Raw genomic sequence first — 16,936 nt, forward strand, 5'->3', positions numbered from 1 at the left:
TGGGCGGCATGAAGAAGATGCCGCTCACCGCCTTGTTCCTGACGTCGTGTCTGTCGCTGCTGTCCGCATGTGCATCGGCGCCGCACACCGAGGCCGCGCAGGCCGATACGTCGATGACATTCGTGATCGTGCGTCACGCCGAAAAGGTGCCCGATGGCTCGAAGGATCCGCCGCTGACCGATGCGGGCCACGCGCGGGCACAGGCGCTGGCGAAGCGGTTGTCGTCGATGCCGGTGATCGCGGTCTACACCACGCCCTTCCTGCGCACGCGCCAGACCGCGACGCCGACGGCGCAGGAACACGGTTTGCCGCTGATCGAGTACGACGCGAAGCTGCCGGCGTCGGAGTTCGCCGCGCAATTGAAGCAGCGGCATGCGGGCCAGACGGTGTTGGTCGTCGGCCATAGCAACACGGTGCCGGATATCGCGGCCGCGTTGTGTTCGTGCGATGTCGCGCCGATGAGCGAAGCGGAGTACGACCGGTTGATGACGGTGCGGATCGATGCGTCCGGGCGTGCGGCGCTGGACGTGACGAGGCAGCCTGCTGTTTCCTTCTCCCTGCGGGAGAAGGTGCCCGAAGGGCGGATGAGGGGCGACGGAGCGTCACGGTAGAACCAGCCGTGCCTCACTGCACTGCGAGTTCCAGCCCTCATGCTCCGTTACCCCTCACCCCAACCCCTCTCCCGCGGGGAGAGGGGCTCAAAGCGCAGCGACCGCTGAAAACTGCGCCACTACAACTGCGACTCCACTGGCAGCCATCTCGCCACGGTCGCCATCGCGCGACGCTTCCAGTCGGCATCGGGCTCTTCCGTCCACGTACGCGGCGGCTTCGCGGCGGCATCCTCCCAGCGCAGCTCGCCGTTCTCCAGCCACAGGCGATAGCTGTTTTCGCGGCCGATCTTCCACGCGTACAGGCGCATCAGCTCGCGCGTGAGTTCGCGATCGGTGAACAGGATGCCCATCTCGGTGTTGAGGTTGATCGAGCGCGGATCGAAGTTGACCGAGCCGACGAAGCCGGAGTCGCCGTCGACCATGAACGCCTTGGTGTGGAGGCTCGCCTCGCCCGATTTCGAACCCAGCAGACCGCTGCCGGCGCGACCGCCTCCGGGCCCCTGGGCCTTGAGTTCGTACAGTTCGATGCCGCCGCGCAGCAGCGGCACGCGGTACGGCGCGTAACCGCCGTGCACGGCGGCAACATCGGTCGCGGCGAGCGAGTTGGTCAGGATGCCGATGCGCACGCCGCGATCACGCATGCGCAGCAGCCCGGTCACGCCGTCGTCGCCGGGCACGAAATACGGCGAACTGATGAACACCTCGCGCTCGGCGCTGGTGAACGCCGGCGTGATCGCATCGATCAGCCAGTTCCGGCGACGCGGCGCGCCTTCGGCTTTCTCGGGCGGATCGGAGTAGACGTGTGCGTTCGGCGTCCAGCGCGGTTCGCGACTTCCGTGCAGCAGCGCCTGGACACTGGGCGAACGGCGAAGCTGTTCGATGTAGGGCTTGGCGTCCTTCGACCGGTATTCGAGCACGCCCACGCGACGCAGCCGCTGCAGCGACAGCTCGTCGGCGTCGACCAGCTCCGACAGCGGAATCGCGGTCGAACTGTTCCAGTACGCGTCGAAGATGCGCGAGGTTTCGCGCACCGGCTCGCCGATGACCGCAAGGTCCGCATCGAGGAAGTTCGACTCCGACGCTGCGCCGAAATACTCATCGCCGATGTTGCGACCGCCCACCACGGCCACACGGCCGTCGGCGATCCACGCCTTGTTGTGCATGCGCCGGTTGAGGCTGAAGATCCGCAGCACCATCTCCACGCCGCGCAGGAAATACGACTGCCGCGCGCGCGAGGGATTGAACATGCGCACTTCGATGTTCGGATGGCGGTCGAGGGCGGCCAGCACCGAATCCTTCTTGTGCGAGTTCAGGTCGTCCAGCAGCAGCCGCACGCGAACGCCGCGATCGGCCGCGCGCAGCACTTCGTGCACGATAAGGTTGCCGGTGAGGTCCGGCTTCCAGATGTAGTACTGCAGATCCAGGCTGCGCCCGGCCTCGCGCGCGGTCAGCGCGCGCACGGTGAACGCGTCGAGGTTGTCGGCGATCAGCGAAAGCCCCGCCTGGCCCGGATGCGCCTGCTCCATCGGCGCGATCACGCGATCCAGCGGCGTCTGCACCGCCGTGGCGGCGATCGCCTGCGACGGCGCCCCGCGCGCACGCTGGGCGAAGCGTCCGTAGCTGTAGAGCGACAGCAGCGAGGCCGCCGCCAGCAGGAACACGGCCAGGCCGATCCACCGCAGCTTTCGTGTCATGGGGATCCGGCGTTGTGCACTGCCCGGATTCTAGCGACGGCCCCTTCAACGACTCATTCACGCGACGGCGATCACCGCGTCGTAGCGCGCAGCGGCTAGACTCGCGCCGTCCCGTTCACCTGCCGACTCCGATTCGACGATGGTCCGTTTCGCGCCCGCCCTGTTCGCCCTGCTCCTCACGGCCTGCGCCAGCGTGCCGAACGTCGCGCTGCCCGTGGAGGCACAGCTGCACCCCGGCCGGCGCATGGCGCTGCCCGAAGGCGCGAGCCTGATCTATGTCGATACGACCAACGATTCGCGCTGCCCGCCCGACGTGCAGTGCGTGCATGCGGGCGATGCGGACGTGCACGTGCGTTTCGTCAAACCCGACGCGGTGCTCGACGTGACGCTCAAGGCGTCCGAGCAGGGCCAGCCGCGCGCGATCGGCACGTGGCGCGTCACGCTCCGCGGCCTGGGCCCCGGCCCGCGCCCGCCGGCGACGCTGCGCGTGGACGACGCATCCCGCTGAGCGACACGGTGCGTGCCAGCCAGGGACGTGCCGCCTTCCGCAGGATGTGACACGCTCGCCGGACCCCACGTCGGAGTCCGGCCATGACCCTCATCGTTTCCCCGCGCGTGCACGACCTCGGCGGCTTCCACGTGCGCCGCGCGGTGCCGAGCATTCAGGCGCGCTCGATCGGTCCGTTCGTGTTCGTCGACCACATGGGGCCGGCGGTGTTCGAGGTCGGCCGCGGCATCGACGTGCGCCCGCATCCGCACATCGGGCTGGCGACGGTGACGTTCCTGTGGTCGGGCACGATCACCCATCGCGACACGCTCGGCAGCCTGCAGGACATCAACCCCGGCGACGTGAACTGGATGACCGCCGGCCGCGGCATCGCGCATTCCGAACGCACGCCCGCCACGCTGCGCGAGCACGAACATCCGCTGCACGGCATGCAGACCTGGGTCGCGTTGCCGCGCAGTTCGGAGGAGGCCGACCCGGGCTTCTTCCACCATCCCGCGGCGACCCTGCCGCAGCAGCGCCGCGACGGCAGCTGGCTGCGCGTGGTGGCCGGTCGCGGTTACGGCGAGGAATCGCCGGTGCACGTGTACGCGGACACGCTGTACGTGGCGATCGACCTGGATGCCGACGCCGAGCTCGCGCTCGACGACAGCCATGCGCAGCGCGCGCTCTACGTGCTGGAAGGCGACGCGCAGCTCGACGGCGCGGACATCCCGGCGATGCACCTGGTGGTGCTCGACGAAGGCACGCAGCCGAAGCTGCGTGCGCGCACGCCGGTCAAGGCGATGCTGCTGGGCGGCGAGCCGCTCGACGGCCCGCGCCACCTGTGGTGGAACTTCGTGTCCAGCTCGAAGGAGCGCATCGAGCAGGCCAAGCAGGACTGGCTGGACGGCCGCTTCGGGCACGTGCCGGGCGACGACGAGTTCATTCCCCTGCCCGAGCGCTGAACCCCGCGCCGGGGCGGTCGCTGCGGCAGGCAGGATCGGCCCGCGACCGGTATGATTCGCACCCAGCAGACGGTGGGAGAAGCGGCCCAACCTGAACAGGTCGGAGCCGCTGCCGAAGGCGCAAACGCCCGGAATCGCTCAGGCCCCATTACCGCCGTCGGCTCACACTCTGGAGAGACCGCCCGCGCCCGATGCATTCGGCCGGAACCGGCGCCGAAGGGGCAAGAAGCCAGCGGGGTCTCCTCCCCGCCCCGCGCTTTGAAACTCTCAGGCAAAAGGACAGAGGGGCACTCCACGTGCGCGACCGCGCACGCCCCGGCTTTCGAGCCAAACCTGGATGCCCCTCGCCACATGAGCCAGAAGACCTCCCTGCGCGCCCTCGAGCACCACGACGCCTTCCTCGAACGCCACATCGGCCCCAACGATGCCGAAATCGCGCAGATGCTGGGCGTGGTCGGGTTCGATTCGCTGGACGCGATGACCGACGCCATCGTCCCTGCGTCGATCAAGTCCCCGAAGCCGCTGGACCTTCCGGCGGCGATCACGGAAGTCGACGCCATCGCCAAGATCCGCGCGATCGCCGACAAGAACCAGGTCTTCAAGAGCTTCATCGGCCAGGGCTACTACGGCACGCACACGCCGAACGTCATCCTGCGCAACATCCTCGAGAACCCCGCGTGGTACACGGCCTACACGCCGTACCAGGCCGAGATCTCGCAGGGCCGCATGGAAGCGCTCATCAACTTCCAGACGATGTGCGCCGAACTGACGGGCATGGAGATCGCCAACGCGTCCCTGCTCGACGAAGCCACCGCGGCGGCCGAGGCGATGACGCTGGCCAAGCGTTCGGCCAAGTCGAAGTCCAACACCTTCTTCGTATCAAACGGCGTGCACCCGCAGACGCTGGAAGTGCTGCGCACGCGTGCCGAGCCGCTGGAGATCGAGCTCGTCGTCGCCGATGACAGCGAGGCCGCCAGCATCGACAGCTTCGGCGTGCTGCTGCAGTACCCGAACACGTTCGGCCAGATCCACGATTACAAGGCGCTCGCCGACGCCGTGCACGCGCGCGGCGGCCTCGTCGCCGTGGCGACCGACCTGCTCGCGCTGACGCTCATCGCCGCGCCGGGCGAATGGGGCGCGGACATCGTCGTGGGCAACACGCAGCGCTTCGGCGTGCCGTTCGGTTTCGGCGGCCCGCACGCGGCGTTCATGGCGTGCCGCGATGCGTACAAGCGTTCGATGCCGGGTCGCCTGATCGGCGTGTCGATCGACGCCGAAGGCAAGGCCGCGTACCGCCTCACGCTGCAGACGCGCGAGCAGCACATCCGTCGCGAGAAGGCGACGTCCAACATCTGCACGGCGCAGGTGTTGCTGGCGGTGATGGCGTCGATGTACGCCGTCTACCACGGCCCGGATGGCCTGCAGCGCATCGCGCGCCGCACCCACCGCCTGGCGTCGATCCTCGCCACCGCTCTGCGCAACGCCGGCATCACCGTCGGTCCGGACTTCTTCGACACCTTGCACGTGGTCGACGTCGATGCCGACGCGATCCACGCCAAGGCCGTTGATGCCCGCATCAACCTGCGTCGCATCGACGGACGCAGCCTCGGCATTTCGCTCGATGAAACGACCACGCGTGCGGACGTCGTCGCGCTGGCCGCGCTGTTCGGCGCGAACGTCGACGTCGATGCGCTGGATGCGACCGTCGAGGACGCGCTGCCGAACGGCCTGCTGCGCACCAGCGCGTTCCTGACGCACCCGGTGTTCAACACGCACCACAGCGAGCACGAGCTGCTGCGCTACATGCGCTCGCTGGCCGACAAGGACCTGGCGATGGATCGCACGATGATCCCGCTGGGTTCGTGCACGATGAAGCTCAATGCCACCGCCGAGATGATCCCGGTGACGTGGCCGGAGTTCGGCAACCTGCATCCGCTCGCCCCGGGCGCGCAGGCCGCCGGCTACCAGCAGCTCATCGGCGAACTGGAAGCGATGCTGGTCGAATGCACCGGCTACGACGCCGTCAGCCTGCAGCCGAACTCCGGCGCGCAGGGCGAATACGCCGGCCTGCTGGCGATTCGCGCCTACCACCGCTCGCGCGGCGAAGCGCATCGCGACATCTGCCTCATCCCGGATTCGGCTCACGGCACCAACCCGGCCTCGGCACAGATGTGCGGCATGCAGGTCGTGGTGACCAAGACCGACGGCAACGGCAACGTCGATGTCGAGGACATCCGCCGCAACGCCGAGAAGTACAGCGATCGCCTGGCCGCGATCATGATGACCTACCCGTCCACGCACGGCGTGTTCGAGGAAGAGGTCGTGGAGATCTGCGAGATCATCCACAAGCACGGCGGCCAGGTGTACACCGACGGCGCGAACATGAACGCCCTCGTCGGCGTCGCCAAGCCGGGCAAGTGGGGTTCGGACGTTTCGCACCTCAACCTGCACAAGACCTTCTGCATCCCGCACGGCGGCGGCGGCCCGGGCGTCGGCCCGTGCGCGGTGAAGTCGCACCTGGCGCCGTTCCTGCCCGGTGCGCTCAACGCCGATGGCGTGAGGACGGACGGCGTCGGCAACGGCGACGTGGGCATGGTGTCGGCGGCGAGCTTCGGTTCGGCCTCGATCCTGCCGATCAGCTGGATGTACGTGACGATGATGGGCGCCGCCGGCCTGCGCCGTGCGACGCAGGTCGCGCTGCTCAACGCGAACTACATCGCCCGCCGCCTGGCGCCGCACTACGAGACGCTCTACACCGGCCGCAACGACCTGGTCGCGCACGAGTGCATCCTCGACCTGCGTCCGCTGAAGGATTCGACCGGCGTGTCGGCCGAGGACGTCGCCAAGCGCCTGATCGACTTCGGCTTCCATGCGCCGACGCTGAGCTTCCCGGTCGCCGGCACGCTGATGGTCGAGCCGACCGAGTCCGAGTCGCTGCATGAACTCGACCGCTTCATCGATGCGATGATCCAGATCCGCGACGAGATCCGCGCGGTGGAAGAAGGCAAGCTCGATCGCGAGGACAACCCGCTCAAGAACGCGCCGCACACCGCGACCGCCGTGTCGGCGAGCGAGTGGACGCACGCGTACCCGCGCGAGCTGGCCGCATTCCCGCTGCCGAGCCTGCGACTGCAGAAGTACTGGCCGCCGGTCGCGCGCGTGGACAACGTCTATGGCGACAAGAACGTCATGTGCGCGTGCATCCCGGTGGATGCGTACAAGGATGATGAGGTCGAGGCGTAAGGCGTTTCATTACGACGAGACTTCGCCTTGATGCAGACGCCCCGCTTCGTGCGGGGCGTTTTGCTATTGGGGGTCGTGATTCGTGATTCGTGATTGCTGGTTACTGATTACCGATTGCTGATCGTTCGGGATTCGGGACGGCAGAGCGCGAAGCGTTTGTCCGAAGCCGTCATCCCGGCGAAAGCCGGGACCCAGGCCCGCAGCGCATGGGCACTCTCTTGTCGGCAAACCGCCTCACCGTCATTCCAGCGAAAGCTGGAATCCATCTTGCTGTTGCTTCGAGCATGACCCACGCGCAATGCAACCATGCGCCACGAGCGCCAGCACACTCGCACGTCCCGACCCTCACCCCAACCCCTCTCCCGGAGGGAGAGGGGCCAACAGCGAAGCCGCCCGTCGAGCGAGCCGCGTCTAGGGTTCCCGCGCAGGGTTCCCAGAAAAGAAAACGCCCCGCAAGGCGGGGCGTCTTCCACTCACGACGAGAATTCGCGACGCCAACGCAGCAAGCGTCGGCCTCGCAGGTACTACTCAGCGCGCCACCACCTCGATGCGAACGCGACGGTTCGGCTTGAGGCACGCCACCACCGACGGGCTCTTCGCACCCGGGCACGTCACGACCGGCTCGGCTGCACCACGGCCGGACGTGAGGATCGCCTCGCCCGGGACGCCGCGCGACACGAGGTACCGCTTCACCGCCTCCGCACGCTTCAGCGACAACTGCTGGTTGTAGGCCTCGCTACCGAGGCGATCGGTGAAGCCGATCACGCGCAACGCCTCCACGCGCTCGGCCTTGTCGAGCACTTCCATGACCTTGCTGTCGATGGCCTGCGCCGCGCCCGAGGCGAGCGTTCCGCTGTCGAAGTCGAACAGGAAATCCGCCGACACTTCGGTCGCCGCGACCACGCGCGCCGGAGCATCCGGCTGTGCCGGCTGCACCGCCTGCACAGGACCGACGACACCCGCGCAACCGGCCGGATTCCAGAACGTCTGGCGGGCCAGCATCTGGTCGTCGAACAGCACCTTGTACTGGCACGTCATGTACTGGCCGGGCTGCTCGGCGAGCGGGAACTTGAACACGTAGTCCCACTCGTGCACGCCGGCGATGCCCTCGCGGTACATCGGGTGGCCGATCAGGCGGTACACCTCGAGCTTCGGCGTGCCCACGTCGATCTTGCGTAGCGCTTCGACCTGCGGGAACACCGTGGACTCGACGATCGGGCGCGCCTTCTCGACCGCAGGCCAAACCGGCTGCTGCGTCTGGCCGTCTTCGATCCTGCTCAGGTGCGTGGAGCCGCAGGCGGACAACGTCGCCGCCGCGGCCAGCGCCAGGGCGAGCCCCGGCATTCGTTTGTAATTGAACATCGTTGGAACCTCTGCCTCGCGGCCGGAGCCGCGGGATGGAATGGATGACGGACGAGCGGTCGGGACGCTGCGGGCACGAAGTCCCGCAACGTCCTTTCCCCTCCGCTCTCGTCAGAAGACGTAGCCGACGCCGACGCGGAACACCGGCTCGTCGCCCTTCGCCGCGGACACGCCCGCGTTGAAGTTCACGCGGCCGTTGTCGCTCCAGCGCGACACACCCACGCCCAGCGCGGCTTCGCCACGGTAGGACGCGACGCCGGCGTTGACCGCGGTCTTGCCCGGCAGGTACGGCGTCACGTTGACCAGGGCCGATGCCGCCGCGATGCCGCGGTTGGCCTGGCGGTTGACCTGGTTGATCTCGTCGCCGAGGTCCTGCCACACGTCGTTGATGCGCTGGTCGGTGTAGCTGTTGGCCTGGTTGAGCACTTCCGTGTTGTTGCTCTGCAGGCGCTGGTTCAGCTGGCTGATGTTGACCGCGTCGTGATCGGCCACGCCGTCGGCGACGTTGTGGATCGCGACCGGCGTCGAAGCACCCTCACCACCCATCGTGATGCTGGTCTTCTCCGCGTTGTCGTAGGTCACCACGGCATTGGCGCTGCCGTCCTTGTTGATGACGCCCGCGTCCTTCAGCTGCTTGATGTTGACGGCGTCGTTGTCGGCCGAACCGGCCGCAACACCCGTCAGCACGCGGTCGCCGTCGGTGCCGGTGAAGTTCACCGCCTTGCCGTCGGTGCCCTTGCCGACCGTCAGGTCCGCGCCCGGGGCCGCCTGCTGCACCATGCCGATACCCGAACCGTTGATCTGGTTCGTGATGTTCTGGATCTGCGTGGTGTTGCTGTAGGTGCGCTGGTCGAGGTTGGTGACGGCGCCTTCCACGCCGTTGACCGTCGTGGTCGTGCCGTCGACGTTGGTCACGTTGTAGACCGGCGTGGTGACCGAGCCGTCTTCGTTGACCGTCGAACCGCCGCCCATGGCATCGGCCACGGATTGCGCCACCGTGTACAGCTGGCTGCCGTTCACCGCGTCGTGGCTCTTGTCGGAGACCGTACCGTTGTCCACGCCCGTCAGCTTGCGGTCGCCCGCCGTGCCGGCGAAGTTCACCTCGGCGCCATCGGTGTCCTTGCCGACGGTGAGCTTCTCGCCCGCTGCCGCCTGCTGGACCAGGCCCACGGTGCCCTGCTCGATGTTCTGGTACAGGTTGTAGACGCGGCCGTCGAGGTTGGTGATCGCATCGCCCACGGTGTGCACTTCGGTGGTGGTGCCATCAACGTTGGTCACGTTGTAGGTCGGGCCGACGTAGTTGCCGTTCTCGTCCTGCGTGTCCGTGCCGCCCAGGATGTCCTTCAGCTGCTTGACATTGACCGCGTCGGTGTCTTCGGCACCGGCGGCGACGTTCTTCAGCTGACGGGCTGCGCCGTCGGCATTGGCGAAGTCGACCGTCGTGCCGCCCTTGCCCGCCGCCACGGTGACCGTGCCGGTCGCATCGTCGTACTGCACCAGGCCGACTTCACCGTTGGTAATCTGCTGGGTCAGGTTGGTGATGTTGGTGGTGTTGTCGTATGTGCGCTGGTCGAGGTTGGTGATGGCGCCTTCGACGCCGTCGACCTTCTCCGTCGTGCCGTCGGCGTTGGTGACGTCGTACTGCGGCTTCGAGATGGTGCCGTCCGGATTCACCACGGAACCACCGCCCAGCGCTTCGGTCACCGAATTGGCGATGTCGTACGCCTGGCCACCGTTGATGGCCTGCGTGCCGCCTTCCTTGATCTCGCCATTCGCCACACCGTCCAAGACGCGCGCTTCGCCGTCCTTGTTGGTGAAGTTCACGACGGTGCCGTCGGTGTCCTTGCCCACCGTGATCTCGCGGCTCGTCTCGTCCTGCTGAACCAGGCCGGCCTTGCCGTCGATGATGTTGGTGACGTCGCCTTCGATGTTGGTGACGCGGTTGTCGACGTTGGTGACATGCTCGTCGACCGTGCTGATCGCATCGGCCACGGTGCCCGCCTCGACGGTGTTGCCATCCTTGTCGGTGACGTCGAACTTCGGCGGGGTGATCGCGCCCGTCGTCGGGTCGATCGCCGTGCCGCCGCCGATGGCGTCGGCGATGCCCTTCAGCTGCGAGACGTTGACCGCGTCGGTCTGCTCGACGCCGGCCTTCACGTTGACGACCTGGCGCTCGGCACCCGCCTTGCCCACCGACACCGTGTTCTCGCGATCGCTCGTCGAGTTGGAACCCAGGGCCACCGAGTTCTTCGCGTTGGCGATGGCGTTGCCGCCGATGGCCACCGAGTCCACGCCCTTCGCCTGCGAGTCCGCCAGCGTCGAGTTGGTGTGGAAGTACTTGATGCCCGCGCCGTTGTTGATGATGTTGTTGATGATGTCCGTGTTGGCCGTGGTGCGGCTGTCGATGTTGGTGATCGCATCGCCCACGTTGTCGACGGTGGTTTCGCCGTCTTCCAGCTTGAACTCCGGCTTGGTCAATTCGCCCGTCGTCGGATCGACCGACGCGCCGCCGCCGATGGCGTCGGCCACGGACTGGCTGACGTCATGCAGCTGGCCGCCGTTGACCGCGTCCTTCGAGCCCGCTTCCACCTTGCCGTCGGCCACGTTGGTCAGCACCACCGGCGTGCCGTCGGCGCCCAGGGTCACCTTGTCGTGCGCGGCCGAGTCGTACTTGACCACGTCGGCCATGTCGCCGGTGATCGTTTCGATCTTGCCGTTGATGCCGTCGATCCCGTCCTTCGCTTCCTTGGCGCGCGTGTCGAGGTTGTCGATGGCGTCTGCGACCGTGTCGGCCTTCGTGCCATCGGCCATGTCGAACGACGGCTTGACGATCTCGCCCGTGGTCGGATCGACCTTCGTGCCACCACCGATGACGTCGGCGAGTTCCTGCAGCTGGCCAGCCGTGGCGGCGTCGCCGGCGGCCGTGCCGTTTTCCAGGCCGGTGATCTTGCCGGCGTCGTTGATGGTGATGTCGCCGAACTTCGGCGAATCCACCACCGAGACCTTCAGCTCGTTCTTGGTCGAATCGAACGCCACCTTGGTGTTGGTGCCATCGACCACGGCCAGCGTGTCGCCGCCCTTGATCGTGCCCGCCGTGCCGGTATTGGCCTTGATCTTCCAACCTGCGCCGGCGCTGATCACAGCGTCGTCCAGCTGCTTCTTCGTCACTGCGTCGGTGGCAGCGGTGCCGTCCGTCAGGTTGGTGATCTTGCCACCGCCCATGTCGATGGAACCGTTGCCGCCCTTGTTGATGACGATGTTCCCGAACTGCGGGGAATCGGCCATCTTGATGACGATGCCGCCGTTGGTGGTGTCGGTCGCGGTCTGGACGTTCTTGTCCGAGAACGTGCCGGCCACCGGCGTGGCGCCGCCCTTGATGCCCAGCGTCTCGCCCAGCTTGCGCGTGACGTTGGTGCCGCTGTTGGCGGAGAACACCAAGCCCTTGTCGGTCAGCGCGGTCTGCACATCGAACAGCTGGCCGCCGTTGATCGCCTGCTTGGAGTCCTTCGCAACCGTGCCGTTGGCCACGTTGTCGAGCACGACCGGCGTGCCGGCCTCGCCGAAGGTGACCTTCTTGTGGTCGGCGGAGTCGTACTTCACGACGTCGGCCATGTCGGCGTTCAAGCCATCGATGCCGTCCTTCGCGGACTTGATGCTGTCGTCCAGCGCGGTGATCGCACCGTCCACGCCCTTCGCGTCCTTGCCGTCGACCGTGTAGGTCGGCTGCGTGATCGTGCCGTCGCTGGCGACCGCGGCGCCGCCGCCCATGGCCGTGGTGATGCCCTTGAGCTGGCTGACGTTCACCGCGTCGGTGTCGGCCGTGCCGGCCGCGACCTTGGTGATCTTGTTGCCGCCCATGTCGATCGTCTTGCCCGCGCCGACCGTCAGGCCGCCGTTGGCAGTGACCATGCCGGAGAACGTCGGGGCGTCGGCCACCGAAACCTTCAGCTCGTTCTTGGTCGAATCGAACGCCACCTTGGTGTTGGTGCCATCGACCACGGCCAGCGTGTCGCCGCCCTTGATGGTGCCTTCGGTACCAGCGTTAGCCTTGATCTTCCAGCCTGCACCGGCCTGGATGACGGCCGCGTCCAGCTGGCCCTTGTTGACCACGTCCGTCGCGGCCGTACCAGCGGCAACGCCACTGATCTTGCCGCTGTCGTTCACGGCGATGTTGCCGAACTTCGGCGCATCGGCCACCTGGATCTTGATTTCACCGGTGGTCGCGTCGGCAACGGTCTTGATGTTGTTGCCCGAGAAGGTACCGGCCGTGGTGCCCACGCCCGTGATCTTCAGGGTTTCGCCGAGCTTGCGCGACACGGTCGTACCAGCCGTGTCGGAGAACTTCAGCGGGTTGGCGGTGACGCCGTCGATGCGCGTATCCAGGGCGTCGATAGCGCTGCCCGCGTTGGTGTAGTTGGTGCCGTTGACGTCGTAACTCGGGGCCTTGATCGTGCCGTCCGCGTTGACCGCCGCGCCGCCACCCAAGTCCGTCACCACGCTCTTGAGCTGGCTCAGGTTCACCGCATCGGTGTCCTGCGTACCGCGCGCGACGCTGATGATCTGGCGCGTGTCGGTCGCCACGCCCGCGCCGCCGCTACCCACAGAAACAGCGCCCTTGGTGCTGCCGCCGGTCCCAGACGCGCGGTCGGCCTTGGCGGCATGGCCGAGTGCGACGCCATCGGCCGCGCTGGCCGAGCTGTCGCGCCCGAAAGCGAGGGCGTCGTTCGCGTCGGCTTTCGAGCCCGAGCCGACAGCGATGCCACCCGTCGTCGCACTGGAGGTGACAGCGGCGTTATGTCCAATGGCGATGCCGCTGCCAGCGGCTGCATTGACCGAAGCCGCAGGGCCAATGGCCGTCGAATCGGCACCGCCAGCCGTGGAGTCCGCCAGCGTTGAATTGGTGTGGAAGTACTTGATGCCAGCGCCGTTGGTGATGTTGGTCACCGTGCTGTTCACGCCGTCGATGCGCGTATCCAGCGCGTCGACCGCACCACCCACGTTGCTGTAGTTGGTTCCGTTCACGTCATACGTCGGCGCCTTGATCGTGCCGTCGGTGTTGACCGCCGCACCGCCGCCCATGGCGGTAGTGATGCCCTTGAGCTGGCTGATGTTGACTGCGTCGGTGTCGCCCGTGCCGGCCGCGACCTTGGTGATCTTGTTGCCGCCCATGTCGACCGTCTGGCTCGCGCCCACCGTCAGGCCGCCGTTAGCGGTGACCGTGCCCGAGAACGTCGGCGCATCGGCCACCGATACCTTCAGCTCGTTCTTGGTCGAATCGAACGCCACCTTCGTGTTGGTGCCATCGACAACGGCCAGCGTGTCGCCGCCCTTGATCGTGCCGGCCGTGCCTGCGTTGGCCTTGATCTTCCAGCCCGCACCGGCCTGGATGACAGCCGCGTCCAGCTGCCCCTTGGTGACTGCGTCGGTCGCGGCAGTGCCATCGGAGAGGCCGCTGATCTTGCCGCTGTCGTTGACGGTGATGTTGCCGAACTTCGGTGCATCTGCCATCTGGATCGAGATGCCGCCGTTGGTCGGGTCGGTCACCGTCTTGATGTTGTTGCCCGAGAAGGTGCCGGCCGTGGTGGCCAGGCCCTTGATCGCCAGCGTGTCGCCGAGCTTGCGCGACACATCCGTGCCGCTGTTGCCCGAGAACTTCAGCGGATTGGCGGTGACGCCGTCGATGCGCGTGTCCAACGCGTCGATGGCGCTGCCCGCGTTGGTGTAGTTGGTACCGTTGACGTCGTACGTCGGCGCCTTGATCGTGCCGTCGGCGTTGACCGCTGCGCCGCCACCCAGGTCCGTCACCACGCTCTTGAGCTGGCTCAGGTTCACCGCATCGGTGTCCTGCGTACCGCGCGCGACGCTGATGATCTGGCGCGTGTCGGTCGCGACTCCCGCGCCGCCGCTACCCACAGAAACAGCGCCCTTGGTGCTGCCGCCGGTCCCAGACGCGCGGTCGGCCTTGGCGGCATGGCCAAGTGCGACACCATCGGCGGCGCTGGCCGAGCTGTCACGCCCGAAAGCGAGGGCGTCGTTCGCGTCGGACTTCGAACCCGAGCCAATTGCCACGCCGCCCGTCGTCGCACTGGAGGTGATGGCCGCGCTGTGACCAATGGCGATGCCACCGCCAGCCGCTGCATTGACCGAAGCCGCAGGGCCAATTGCCGTCGAATCGGTACCGCCGGCCGTGGAGTCAGCCAGCGTTGAATTGGTGTGGAAGTACTTGATGCCACCGCCGTTGGTGATGTTGTTTACGGTGGTGTTGAGCGTGGTGATATCACCGGAGTTCTTGGTGGTCGCGGTGTCCAGCTTCGTGAGCGCAGTGCCAACGTCGTTGGCCGTCGTGCCCTGGATCGTGTACGTCGGCGCCTTGACGGTGCCGTCGGCGTTCACGGCCGCGCCGCCGCCGAGGTCCGTTACCACGCTCTTGAGCTGGCTCAAGTTGACCGCGTCGGTGTCCTGCTTACCGCGCGCCACGCTGATGATCTGACGCGTGTCGGTCGCAACGCCCGTGCCGCCGCTGCCCACCGAGACCGCACCCTTGGTGCTGCCGCCCGTGCCGGAAGCACGGTCGGCCACCGACTTCGAACCGAGCGCAACACCCGTCGCAGCGGACGCGTTGGCCTGATCGCCCAGCGCCGTCGAATTGGCGCCGGACGCCGCCGAGTACACGCCGGTCGCGGTGGACCAGGTGCCCGATGCATTGGCGTTGTAACCAAAAGCATTCGACACGCCATTGGCATGGGCACCGCTACCGACTGCGACGCCGGCGTTGTCGGTGTTGGTGGAATCGACCTTCGCGCCGTTGCCGATCGCGATGGAGTTATCTACTCCCGCCACGGCATTCGGGCCAACCGCGACGCTGTTGACGCCCGTCGCCTTGGAATCGGCCGCCGTCGAGTTGGCGTGGAAGTACTTCGCGGTACCGGACGCTGCCGCTGCCGTGATCGCATCACCGACGTTGTTGTAGGTGCTGCCGTTGACGGTGTAGCTCGGCGCCTTGACGGTGCCGTCTGCGTTGACGGCCGCGTCGCCGCCCAGGGCCGTGGTGACGCCCTTGAGCTGGCTGAGGTTCACCGCGTCGGTGTCCTGCGTACCGCGCGCCACGCTGATGATCTGGCGCGTGTCGGTCGCCACGCCGTCGCCGCCGCTGCCCACCGAAACTGCACCCTTGGTGCTGCCGCCGGCGCCGGAAGCGCGATCGGCGACCGCGGCGTGACCGATGGCGACGCTCGAGCTGACGCTCGCTTTGGCATCACGACCGAATGCCATCGCGCCGTCGGCATCCGCCTTCGCGCCCGTGCCAACGGCCACACCTGCCGACGTCGCGTTCGCCGTTACCGAGGCAGCTCTACCGATCGCGATGCCGCCACCTGCCGCGGCGTTGACTGAAGCCTCCGGACCGATGGCGGTGGAATCGGTGCCGCCGGCGGTCGAGTCCGACAGGGTCGAGTTCGAATGGAAGTACTTGATGCCGCCGCCGTTGCTGATGTTGTTGATTGCGTCGCCCACGGTGTTGTAGGCATTGCCGTTCACGGTGTACGTCGGCGCCTTGATCGTGCCGTCGGCGTTCACGGCCGCGCCACCGCCGAGCGCGGTCGTCACGCCCTTGAGCTGGCTCACGTTGACGGCGTCAGTATCGGCTGTACCCGCGGCGAGCTTGTTGATCTGGGTGCCCTGCATGTCGGCACCATTGTGGAACGTCGCGACGTCCCACACGTCGAGCCAGCCACCGATGTTGACGGAGTCTTCAAGTCCGTTTCCGGTGACACTGCCGCTCTGCTTGGCAATACCTGCGGAGGAGTAGATGACCACCTGGCTTCCCGGGTCACCCTGCGTGCTTGCCGTGCCCGTGGTTTGAGGAACGATGCACTTTGTAACGTTGGTATCGCCGGCGCTGATCTGGCCGCCGGAACCGTCCAGAATCCGATAGCAGGCACGAGCGGAACCCGTTTCCTGCGGATTTCCTTGAATGATCAGTGACGCATTTGCGCTCCCCGCAGAGGCAAGTACGACAGTGGCGGCAGCGACGGCCACTGCACCGGACGCCTTCTTCTTGCGGCCCTTGGCCATTTCCGAAGCAACGACCCACTGGCCGGTCTCCGCATTCCATACCACCCGGTAAATCTTGTTCATTTGAAACACACCTGTTTGACGAGAAAGGAAGAAAGACAAAAACGCCGGGCAGGAGCGCCCAGACGGGTGCGCATCGTCGTCGTCGGCAGGCAGTGGTCCTATTAGATAAATCTGAGGGTTTTAGGCCCGGATAAGCGCGAGCCGCTTGCACGCGCATCGCGGTGTTTTTCCTCAGAGAACTCTCAGAGAAAAACTGGCCAAGGGTTCAGGAAGCTCGCGTCCGCGGCGAGGCGATAAACCGTAGGACTCAAGCGATTGCGCGAGATGGCATGGCGGGATTTGGCGAACGCATGCAGCCAGCGCGGCGCGGCCGTGTTCGCGCGGGTTGTCGTGCAGATCGGCCTGACTGCATCAACGACGTGTCAAGCGGTTTTTGTCGCGCATCGGGCGATGTCACGCGCGCGCGGGCTCCGACCTCGACGTTCCGGGCTCGGAGTT

7 protein-coding genes, 1 pseudogene and 2 riboswitches are annotated in these 16,936 nt (G+C 66.8%); of the genes and pseudogenes, 4 read left to right on the forward strand and 4 right to left on the reverse strand.

Annotated elements, in window-relative coordinates; all coding sequences use genetic code 11:
- The first annotated feature begins 8 nt into the window (after window positions 1–8).
- On the forward strand, window positions 9–611 hold the full coding sequence (locus GOY17_RS13005; protein WP_157030710.1) for a SixA phosphatase family protein: 603 nt from the start codon (window positions 9–11) through the stop codon (window positions 609–611).
- A gap of 119 nt (window positions 612–730) precedes the next feature.
- Here GOY17_RS13005 and GOY17_RS13010 read toward each other — a convergent pair whose 3' ends face one another.
- Complete coding sequence (locus GOY17_RS13010; RefSeq protein ID WP_157030711.1) at window positions 731–2,305, reverse strand: phospholipase D family protein; 1,575 nt, start codon at window positions 2,303–2,305, stop codon at window positions 731–733.
- A 139-nt stretch (window positions 2,306–2,444) separates the two neighbouring features.
- On the opposite strand from GOY17_RS13010, the gene GOY17_RS13015 reads away from it, so the two are divergent.
- From GOY17_RS13015 to gcvP, 3 genes are all read left to right on the forward strand, one after another.
- Window positions 2,445–2,813 (forward strand): YajG family lipoprotein, encoded by a 369-nt coding sequence (locus tag GOY17_RS13015; protein WP_157030712.1) that lies wholly within the window; start codon window positions 2,445–2,447, stop codon window positions 2,811–2,813.
- Window positions 2,814–2,896: 83 nt separating this feature from the next.
- Window positions 2,897–3,757: a pirin family protein gene (locus GOY17_RS13020; protein ID WP_157030713.1), complete on the forward strand. Its 861-nt coding sequence runs from the start codon at window positions 2,897–2,899 to the stop codon at window positions 3,755–3,757.
- A 63-nt stretch (window positions 3,758–3,820) separates the two neighbouring features.
- A riboswitch (glycine riboswitch) is annotated at window positions 3,821–3,921 on the forward strand.
- 1 nt (window position 3,922) lies between these two features.
- Window positions 3,923–4,044: riboswitch (glycine riboswitch) on the forward strand.
- A gap of 64 nt (window positions 4,045–4,108) precedes the next feature.
- Complete coding sequence (gene gcvP / locus GOY17_RS13025) at window positions 4,109–7,000, forward strand: aminomethyl-transferring glycine dehydrogenase (protein ID WP_157030714.1); 2,892 nt, start codon at window positions 4,109–4,111, stop codon at window positions 6,998–7,000.
- Between the two features lie 528 nt (window positions 7,001–7,528).
- Here the strand turns inward: gcvP and GOY17_RS13030 are convergent.
- The 3 genes and pseudogenes from GOY17_RS13030 to GOY17_RS19145 all read right to left on the reverse strand — a co-directional run.
- The gene (locus GOY17_RS13030; protein WP_157030715.1) at window positions 7,529–8,362 is read right to left on the reverse strand and encodes an OmpA family protein; all 834 of its coding nucleotides are present in this window, start codon (window positions 8,360–8,362) and stop codon (window positions 7,529–7,531) included.
- Between the two features lie 111 nt (window positions 8,363–8,473).
- The gene (locus GOY17_RS13035; RefSeq protein WP_232338429.1) at window positions 8,474–16,177 is read right to left on the reverse strand and encodes a YadA-like family protein; all 7,704 of its coding nucleotides are present in this window, start codon (window positions 16,175–16,177) and stop codon (window positions 8,474–8,476) included.
- A gap of 240 nt (window positions 16,178–16,417) precedes the next feature.
- Window positions 16,418–16,498, reverse strand: a pseudogene (locus GOY17_RS19145) (ESPR domain-containing protein); the annotation flags it as partial.
- Window positions 16,499–16,936: the final 438 nt, after the last annotated feature.

This window comes from Lysobacter soli (genome assembly GCF_009755585.1).
In the GTDB taxonomy this organism is placed as follows: Bacteria; Pseudomonadota; Gammaproteobacteria; order Xanthomonadales; family Xanthomonadaceae; genus Lysobacter_J; species Lysobacter_J soli.

Bases quoted from the DNA above. Each gene is read 5' to 3' on its own strand.
- gcvP (WP_157030714.1), top strand. From the start codon at position 4,109: ATGAGCCAGAAGACCTCCCTGCGCGCCCTCGAGCACCACGACGCCTTC.
- GOY17_RS13030 (WP_157030715.1), bottom strand. From the start codon at position 8,362: ATGTTCAATTACAAACGAATGCCGGGGCTCGCCCTGGCGCTGGCCGCG.
- GOY17_RS13015 (WP_157030712.1), top strand. From the start codon at position 2,445: ATGGTCCGTTTCGCGCCCGCCCTGTTCGCCCTGCTCCTCACGGCCTGC.
- GOY17_RS13010 (WP_157030711.1), bottom strand. From the start codon at position 2,305: ATGACACGAAAGCTGCGGTGGATCGGCCTGGCCGTGTTCCTGCTGGCG.
- GOY17_RS13020 (WP_157030713.1), top strand. From the start codon at position 2,897: ATGACCCTCATCGTTTCCCCGCGCGTGCACGACCTCGGCGGCTTCCAC.
- GOY17_RS13005 (WP_157030710.1), top strand. From the start codon at position 9: ATGAAGAAGATGCCGCTCACCGCCTTGTTCCTGACGTCGTGTCTGTCG.